The sequence below is a fragment of the Flavobacterium aurantiibacter genome, from assembly GCF_002251775.1.
Classification (GTDB): Bacteria; Bacteroidota; Bacteroidia; order Flavobacteriales; family Flavobacteriaceae; genus Flavobacterium; species Flavobacterium aurantiibacter.
In genome coordinates, this window is the sequence record NZ_NOXX01000102.1 from 1 (window position 1) to 8,319 (window position 8,319).

Annotated in this window: 7 protein-coding genes; 1 reads left to right on the forward strand and 6 read right to left on the reverse strand. The window is 41.4% G+C overall.

Annotated elements, in window-relative coordinates:
* Positions 1 to 154 precede the first annotated feature (154 nt).
* The 6 genes from CHX27_RS01550 to CHX27_RS01575 form a co-directional block, all read right to left on the reverse strand.
* Positions 155 to 1,159: a 3-oxoacyl-ACP synthase III family protein gene (locus tag CHX27_RS01550; protein ID WP_094485014.1), complete on the reverse strand. Its 1,005-nt coding sequence runs from the start codon at positions 1,157 to 1,159 to the stop codon at positions 155 to 157.
* A 124-nt stretch (positions 1,160 to 1,283) separates the two neighbouring features.
* Positions 1,284 to 2,246 (reverse strand): ABC transporter ATP-binding protein, encoded by a 963-nt coding sequence (locus CHX27_RS01555; RefSeq protein WP_094485015.1) that lies wholly within the window; start codon positions 2,244 to 2,246, stop codon positions 1,284 to 1,286.
* A 75-nt stretch (positions 2,247 to 2,321) separates the two neighbouring features.
* On the reverse strand, positions 2,322 to 3,632 hold the full coding sequence (locus CHX27_RS01560) for an ABC1 kinase family protein (RefSeq protein ID WP_094485016.1): 1,311 nt from the start codon (positions 3,630 to 3,632) through the stop codon (positions 2,322 to 2,324).
* The gene (locus CHX27_RS01565) at positions 3,629 to 4,297 is read right to left on the reverse strand and encodes a TetR family transcriptional regulator C-terminal domain-containing protein (protein ID WP_243388936.1); all 669 of its coding nucleotides are present in this window, start codon (positions 4,295 to 4,297) and stop codon (positions 3,629 to 3,631) included. The genes CHX27_RS01560 and CHX27_RS01565 overlap by 4 nt, the downstream gene beginning before the upstream one ends.
* A gap of 444 nt (positions 4,298 to 4,741) precedes the next feature.
* Positions 4,742 to 5,434: an OmpA family protein gene (locus CHX27_RS01570; protein ID WP_094485018.1), complete on the reverse strand. Its 693-nt coding sequence runs from the start codon at positions 5,432 to 5,434 to the stop codon at positions 4,742 to 4,744.
* Between the two features lie 11 nt (positions 5,435 to 5,445).
* Positions 5,446 to 5,922 (reverse strand): lipocalin family protein, encoded by a 477-nt coding sequence (locus CHX27_RS01575; protein ID WP_094485019.1) that lies wholly within the window; start codon positions 5,920 to 5,922, stop codon positions 5,446 to 5,448.
* Between the two features lie 167 nt (positions 5,923 to 6,089).
* Here CHX27_RS01575 and htpG point away from each other — a divergent pair, with 167 nt between their 5' ends.
* Entirely contained in the window at positions 6,090 to 7,976 is a 1,887-nt protein-coding gene (gene htpG, locus CHX27_RS01580) for a molecular chaperone HtpG (RefSeq protein ID WP_094485020.1), read from the forward strand.
* Positions 7,977 to 8,319 lie beyond the last annotated feature (343 nt).

The following is an 8,319-nucleotide window of genomic DNA, read 5'->3' on the forward strand; positions in this document are numbered from 1 at the left end:
ACAACCTTTTTTCTTTAGCCTTTTTTACAGTCCCAATTGGTATTAGTCAACCATTTATCTGTTTTCTGACTGCAATTTTTAAATCGAAATCAGGTAAATAAAAAATCCGATGATTGAAAAAACCACCGGATTTAAAAATACTATATAATTAGGATTACCAGCGAATAATTGCCGATGCCCAAGTGAAACCACTTCCGAAAGCTGCCAATACAACCAAATCGCCTTTTTGGATTTTGCCTGCTTCCCAAGCTTCCGTAAGAGCAATTGGCACCGAAGCAGCGGTAGTGTTGCCGTAGCGCTGAATGTTGTTAAACACTTGACTATCGGCGAGACCAAACTTTTGCTGGATGAACTGTGAAATGCGAAGATTTGCTTGGTGTGGAATCAGCATATTGATGTCGGACACTTTTAGCTGATTGGCTTCGAGACCTTCGTTAATTACTTCGGCAAAGCGCACAACGGCGTTTTTAAACACGAATTGTCCGTTCATATACGGCATATAACTTTCGTCGTTTGGATCGTTATCGGAAACGATATCGGAAACCCAACGCCCGCCCATGCCCGGTGCTTTCACGATTAACTCTTCGGCATGTTGACCTTCGCTGTGGAGATGTGTCGATAATATCTTACTATCGTCGGTACTGCGAGAAACTACGGCAGCTCCTGCCCCATCGCCAAAAATCACCGATACGCCGCGACCGCGGGTAGTCATGTCTAAGCCCGTTGAATGAACTTCGGAACCAATGACCAATATATTCTTGTACATACCTGTTTTAATAAACTGATCGGCCACAGAAAGTGCATAAACAAAACCCGAACACTGATTTCGGACATCGAGTGCTCCGACGGTTTTCAAGCCGAGTTCTTTTTGTACCAAAACACCCGGCCCCGGAAAATAGTAATCTGGACTAAGCGTAGCGAATACGATAAAATCGATATCATCTTTTGAAATGTTGGCGCGTTCTATGGCAATTTTAGCGGCCTTTACGCCCATGGATGTAGTGGTATCCTGACCTCTAACGATGTGACGGCGCTCCTCAATACCGGTACGCTCGATAATCCACTCGTTGCTGGTATCCATAATTTTGGACAAATCTGCATTTGTAACGACGTTTTCAGGCACGTAAAAACCCAAACCTGCGATTTTCGAATTATACATTAGAAAAATTTAGATTATAACAATTTGAAAGTACTAAAGTAGCCAAAAATTTCGGAATTGTTAAAATTGAACGTTCGATAAATAAAAATGCGCTGTGAGCAGATTGCTCGATTGATTTACGACACTAAAATTGTTCTGGTTGCCAGCGTTTTTGTGCGTCTGGATGTACTTCTAAACACAAAATTGTATTGGGTTGGAAAGGTGTTTGACTGTAGAAAAACACTTCACCTTGGTTTGTATGTGCCTGCACTAAGAACTGAGATCGTTGCTGGTAGCAATTTTTAACGACAACTTGGATGTTACTTTGTGGAACCACTGAAAACTCATGTGGATAAACGATAATTTCTCGGGTTGAATCGCTTTCGCGGAAGAGTGTAAAATCGGAATACAGTGCAGCGACTGTGGGTGTTTTTGGTGCATTGTAAACCTGAAAAGAAGAACCAAATTGAAGTGCTTTTCCGCGATGGAGAATAAGTGTGAAATCGGTAAATGCTAAAGCGTCGTCGGGATCGTGCGTTGCTAAGATTACGGCAATTTGGTTTTCGCTTGCGTAATCGAAAAGCGCTCTTCGGATGGGATTGCGCCGGGCGGTATCGATGTTGCTAAACGGCTCGTCGAGCAATAGTAATTTTGGGTTTATTGCTAAGGATTTTGCAAGTGCCGTTCGTTGTTTTTGTCCGCCACTTAAATCGATTGCTCTTTTGGAGGCAACGTCGGTTAAGTCGAAGCGATGTAACAAGTCGGCTATAATTTCGTTTCGTTTTGTAGGAGTTGCATAAGACAGAAACGTACCGATATTCTCGGCAACGGTTGCATACCAATTAAGCTCGAAGTCTTGCGGAACGTACTTAATATTGGGATGTCCGGGAATAAGTTGTTGTTTTGGACCTTTTATTTTTTGGTTATCGAATACAATTTGACCTTCTTGGCAATCGTAAATGCCGTAAATGAGTTTCAGTAAAGTGCTTTTGCCCGAACCGCTTTCGCCCAGTACAGCCAGGTGTTTACCGCTCGGTAAATCGAGGGCAAGCTTATCGATAATCAGCTGATTGGAAAAAGAGAAGGAAACGTTTTGAATTTCGAGCATGAGCAAAAATAAAGGCGGTAATTTCCGAAAGAAATCCCGCCTTTACAAACTAACTAACCACCAAACTAACACTTTTTAAACGATATATTTTTGATAATATTGTGTATCGACCGCAGCTTTTAAGTCGAATAACAAATTGTACAATCCAAAAAAGGTTCGATTGATGTAGATAAAGTGTTGTGAACCGCGGTTTCCGTTCATTTTTCTAATTTGTGTATCCTTGCTAAATTCTTCGCTAAGTGCGGCAATTTGGTCAAAGAAAGCTGGATCTGAGAAATCGAAACTACTTCCGTGAAACGGTTGCGTAAATACTTTCATCAAGCGTCGAAAGAGCGAGGTGAAATACACGACTTCTTCTTGGGTATCGTCGGTGCGTAAAATTTCTAGCTCGTATAATTTTTCATCGAAACGTTTCGGATCATCAATTAATTCTGGGTTTGCCAATTCGAAGTACGGATAATAGAAACTATCGGGAACCCGTTTAATGCAACCAAAATCGATTGCAATTAGTTCGTTATCCGGACTCACCAAGAAGTTCCCTGGATGCGGATCGGCATGAACGCTCTTCAAGCCGTGCATTTGAAACATATAAAAGTCCCAAAGCGCTTGACCTAGCTTGTTTCCGAGTTCGGTGTCGGTGTTTCGGGCACAGAATTCAGAAAGGTGTTCGCCTTCCATCCAATCCATGGCTAAGGTTTTTGCCGACGAATATTCGGGATAGTATTTCGGGAATTTCAGGTTCGGAATTTGCGCACAAGCCTTTGAAATCTCTTGTCCTTGACGTAACTCTAATTTATAATCGGTTTCTTCAAGAAGTTTGTCTTCTACTTCTTTAAAATACCGATCTGAATCTTTGCCTTGTAGGTTAAACATTCGAATTGCGAATGGCTTCACTATGGCTAAATCGGAACTAATACTTTCGGCAACACCCGGATATTGAATTTTTACTGCCAATTGTTTTTCGCCGATCGATGCGCGGTGCACTTGGCCGATACTCGCTGCGTTTACTGAATCGGGCGTAAACGTATCGAATATTTCTTCGGGATATTTCCCTAAGTAGGTTTTAAATGTTTTTCGCACCAAAGGAGCCGATAAAGGCGGAACTGAAAACTGTGCAAGAGAGAATTTCTCGACGTAGGCGCGCGGCATGATATTTTTATCCATGCTAAGCATTTGCGCCACTTTCAAGGCTGAACCTTTTAAGTTTTTTAAACCATCGTAAATATCGGCGGCGTTGTTCTCGTTGAGTTTATCGCGCGATAAGTCTGGATTTACTAGTTTTTCGCCGTAGTAGGACAAGTAATTTGTACCCACTTTAAAACCTGTTTTTACGAGTTGCGAAGCGCGTTCAATTTTGGTAGTTGGAATTTTATCGAGTGTTTTCATCGCATGTTTCCTTCCTTCCAAAGGAATTTACCTAGGTCAAACAAGCTTTCTATGGGTTTAATGTCGAGTAAATCGGTGGCTGCATTTACGGATTTTTCGATCAGGATATCGGTTTTTTGCGCTTTAGGCGACTCGTCGGAGAGCCAGAATCGGAAAAGCAGTAAGAACTGAATCCACGCACCTTCGCTGTAGAGCGGTTTTGCGCGTTGGCGAAATTTATCGGGAATGCTTTGATTGTCGTATGCCTGAATACCGTCGACAAAGGTTTTGAAACGCTTGCGAAACGCTTTGAGTTGTTCTAAATCTTTTAGTTTATACTGTTCCTTTTTTACCGTTTCGAGTAGGTAACTGCGATTCAGCGCAAAAATTTCGAACAAGGTATAGAACAAGGACAAGAGTTTTGTTTTGGCATCGTAGTTTTCGTATTGCGCATCGGATCGAAGGGCAGTTTCGGCATTGTCGAACATTTTTGTCCAGATGGATGCTTTCACGCCGTCGAGCGAACCGAAAAAGCTGTAAAAAGTTGCTTCTTCTATTTCGTTGTGTTTACAAAAAAGGTAAACGTTTTTGTGGTGGTCGGCGCCAGAAAGGACGCTATCCATATATTTTTCGATGATATAGTTATCGTCGATTTCGAGAACATCGGATTTTCTTTTAGCACACATGATACACTAGATTTACTACAAAAATACGGCAACAAATGCTTGTACACTTGTAAACAAACGTTAAGAATAAGCCTAAAAATGAGTAGAAAAAGATCGTCAAAGCGGGTTTTTAACCCAGAAATAGAGCCAAGTTAAAATTACTGAGAAACGTTAGAACGATATTTCGCGTTAGCGATTGCAGCGGCATAAAACAAAACTGCTGTTTTGCGATTTGCCGCGATGGTGAGGCGATTTTATGAGCCTTGCCCATGCGTGCAAATGCAAACGGCAGTACGTTTTATACAGCGTAAAGCGCGGCGGCGCCACTACACGCTGCGCAGCAAACCCGAGCGCCGCAACGCCCAAATAAAAAACCGCAAACGAAGTAAAAGTACTGTCGCTTGCGGTTTGAAAATTGTTTAAGGCTTACCGAGAGTTCGCTGTGAAAATTGAACCCGCGTTGTTTTATTGCTTCACTTCTTTTTGCGCTTCTTCGATCATTTTTTGGTTCGCAGTGATGGCGAATTCAACACGACGGTTTTGCGCACGACCTTCGGGTGTATCGTTTGTTGCGATAGGATCGGCGATACCCATTCCCTGAGTGGTGATGCGGGAAGCTACAATACCTTTAGAAACTAAATACGCTTTTACAGAAGCAGCACGCTGTTCGCTTAACTTTTGGTTAAATTCGGCTGAACCGGTGCTATCGGTGTATCCGTAGATTACAATGTTTGTGTCTGGATACTCCTCGAAAACTTTCTCAAGTTTATCAAGATTTGCTTTTGCTGTTGGCGTTAAAGACGATTTAGACGTATCGAAACGCACTGCATTTTCGTTTAGGGTTAGTTTAATCCCCTCGCCTACGCGCTCTACAGACGCACCTGGAACCGCGTTATCGATTTCGCGTGCCTGCTTGTCCATTTTGTTACCAATTACGCCACCAACAGTACCGCCAACTACGCCACCAAGTACTGCGCCTAAGGCACCATTACCGCCTTTACCTAGGTTGTTTCCAAGAACACCGCCAATTACCGCACCGGCAACTGCGCCAATACCGACACCTTTTTGCGTGTTATTTGTATTTTTTACAGCTTCGCAACCTGTTAGCGATGCTACTAAAAAGGCAGCTGTTACTGCATAAATTCCTATCTTTTTCATGGGAGAATGTTTTAATTTTTAACGAATTGATATACTATGTTGGTTTGTTTTCCGGCGATATCTACAACATCAACCAACTGAAAGCTGCTTTCAGTAACGTTGGCCACAGAAAGTACGTATCCGTCTTTCACGCGTTTTGCTTTTTCACCGGCGTTTAGAACTTTTAGTACAAATTGTCCTTCCTTGTTGATATACCATTTAATTGGCGATGAAAATGAAGGACAACCTCCTTTTTCTATAGACATAGTTCCTGAATCGTTATTGGCGACTAATTTCCAAGCGCTTCCAACAAAGCACTGGCTGTCGGCCAATTGAAAAGAGTTTACCTTAAAAACGTTCGAGTTCGGATAAGTAACCGACTGAATTGTCCAATTTCCTTTTAGAGAAGATTGTACTTTACTGTCGACTTTGGTACTTACTGCCGAAGTTGACGACTTACAAGCCACTACGCTAACTGCTAACATGAGCGCGAAAAGTATTTTTTTCATCAATTTTAATTGTTTTAATTACAGGACAAAGATACAAGACTGTTAAAATTAACGGTTGTAGAATTATCTAAATAAATTGTAAAATTGAACCGACAATTTGTCATTTTTTTTGACAGTGGTACTTGATTTGCTTTGCGGAAAGCGAATAAAACTAAACATAAACGACTATGACAACAGGAAAAATTAATGTTTCGGTTGAAAACATCTTCCCGCTGATCAAGAAATTTCTATACAGTGATCACGAAATCTTTTTGCGCGAGTTGGTTTCGAATGCGACAGACGCTACGTTGAAGCTCAAACACTTAACCAGTATTGGCGAAGCCAGTGTGGAATACGGCCAACCGAAAATTGAAGTGAAAATTGACAAAGAAGGCAAAAAGTTGCACATTATCGACGAAGGTATTGGTATGACTGCCGAAGAAGTGGAACGTTACATCAACCAAGTTGCTTTTTCGGGTGCCGAGGAGTTTTTAGATAAATATAAAGATAGTGCCAAAGACACGGGCATTATAGGTCATTTTGGTCTCGGATTTTATTCCGCTTTTATGGTGGCCGATAAAGTAGAGATCATCACCAAAAGTTACAAAGACGAACCGGCAGCGCATTGGACGTGCGACGGTAGTCCGGAGTTTACCTTAGTTGCATCGGACAAGCAAACTCGCGGTACCGAAATTATCTTGCACATTGCGGAAGATTCGGTTGAGTTCTTGGAGGAAAGCAAAATCAAAGGCTTGTTGAACAAATACAACAAGTTTATGCCGATTCCGATTAAGTTTGGAACTCGTAAAGAAGCTTTGCCAAAACCGGAGGATGCACCTGAAGATTACCAGACAGAATACCAAGAGGTAGATAACATTGTAAACAATCCGACGCCGGCATGGACGAAACAACCCGCCGATTTAACCGACGAAGATTACAAAAACTTCTACCGCGAGTTGTATCCGATGCAGTTCGATGAACCCTTGTTTAACATCCATTTGAATGTAGATTATCCGTTTAACCTGACCGGAATTTTGTACTTCCCGAAACTGGCGGCTGATTTACAAATTCAGAAAGATAAGATTCAACTGTATCAAAATCAGGTTTTTGTAACGGATAATGTAGAAGGAATTGTACCTGAATTCCTGACCATGCTAAAAGGTGTAATCGATTCACCAGATATTCCGTTGAACGTATCGCGTTCGTATTTGCAAGCCGACGGAAATGTGAAGAAGATTTCGAACTACATTACGCGTAAAGTAGCGGATAAGTTGAAATCGCTTTTCACGGAAAATCGCGAGGACTTCGAGAAAAAGTGGAACGATATTAAAATTGTGTTGGAGTACGGTATGTTGTCGGAACCTAAGTTCTACGAAAAAGCCGGCGCATTTATGTTATACCCAACGGTTAACGATACCTTCTTAACTCTTGACGAGTTGAAAGAAAAAATCAAAGACGCTCAAACCGATAAAGACGGTAAATTGATTGCACTGTATGCAGCCAATAAAGATGCGCAACACCAATACATTGAGGCGGCCACTGCAAAAGGTTACGAAGTGCTGTTGCTCGACTCGCCGATTGTGGCACATTTGATTCAAAAATTAGAGAGCGATAACGAAAACCTCAGCTTTGTACGTGTAGACGCGGATCATATCGACAATTTAATCAAGAAAGACGATACGGTAATTTCTAAATTATCGGACGAACAGCAAGAGAAATTAAAAACGGTGGTTGAAGAAATTGTTCCAAAACCTACTTATACGGTACAGTTAGAAGCAATGGACAGCAGTGCGGCGCCGTTTATTATTACGCAACCCGAATTTATGCGTCGTATGAAAGAAATGAGTGCAACAGGTGGCGGTATGTTTGGTATGGGAAGCATGCCCGAAATGTACAATTTGGTGGTAAATACTAACTCGGAACTGGCAGAACGTATTTTAAATACAGCAGATAACGATGCGCAATCGAAACTGGTAAAACAGGCGCTCGATTTGGCAAAATTGTCGCAAAACCTGTTGAAAGGCGAAGAATTAACCGCTTTTGTAAAGCGCAGTTTCGAATTGATTAAGTCGTAATAGAAAAAAGCATATAGTAAGTAAAAGACTGTCTTCGGGCAGTCTTTTTTTATGGTAAAAAGCTACGTTCTGTTTTTGCAAGGTGTTCTTTTCTACGCTCATCGTAGTTTTTTAACTCAAGACATTAATCCCAGCTGCTGAGAGTAATTATGGGAACGGCAAACGCGCTTGTAGGCGATTTTTCAAAAAAGCGTTATGTATTTTAGTGATAAATGCGCCGAAATATTATATAATCAATTTAGATTAACGCAATGATTTACAATATTTTATTCGAGGGAATATTGCAATATTACGCAGTAAAATCACAAAGCCAAATACGTACACAAACAATCGAATTTTCAAA

Bases quoted from the DNA above. Each gene is read 5' to 3' on its own strand.
- CHX27_RS01550 (WP_094485014.1), bottom strand. From the start codon at position 1,159: ATGTATAATTCGAAAATCGCAGGTTTGGGTTTTTACGTGCCTGAAAAC.
- CHX27_RS01555 (WP_094485015.1), bottom strand. From the start codon at position 2,246: ATGCTCGAAATTCAAAACGTTTCCTTCTCTTTTTCCAATCAGCTGATT.
- CHX27_RS01560 (WP_094485016.1), bottom strand. From the start codon at position 3,632: ATGAAAACACTCGATAAAATTCCAACTACCAAAATTGAACGCGCTTCG.
- CHX27_RS01565 (WP_243388936.1), bottom strand. From the start codon at position 4,297: ATGTGTGCTAAAAGAAAATCCGATGTTCTCGAAATCGACGATAACTAT.
- CHX27_RS01570 (WP_094485018.1), bottom strand. From the start codon at position 5,434: ATGAAAAAGATAGGAATTTATGCAGTAACAGCTGCCTTTTTAGTAGCA.
- CHX27_RS01575 (WP_094485019.1), bottom strand. From the start codon at position 5,922: ATGAAAAAAATACTTTTCGCGCTCATGTTAGCAGTTAGCGTAGTGGCT.
- htpG (WP_094485020.1), top strand. From the start codon at position 6,090: ATGACAACAGGAAAAATTAATGTTTCGGTTGAAAACATCTTCCCGCTG.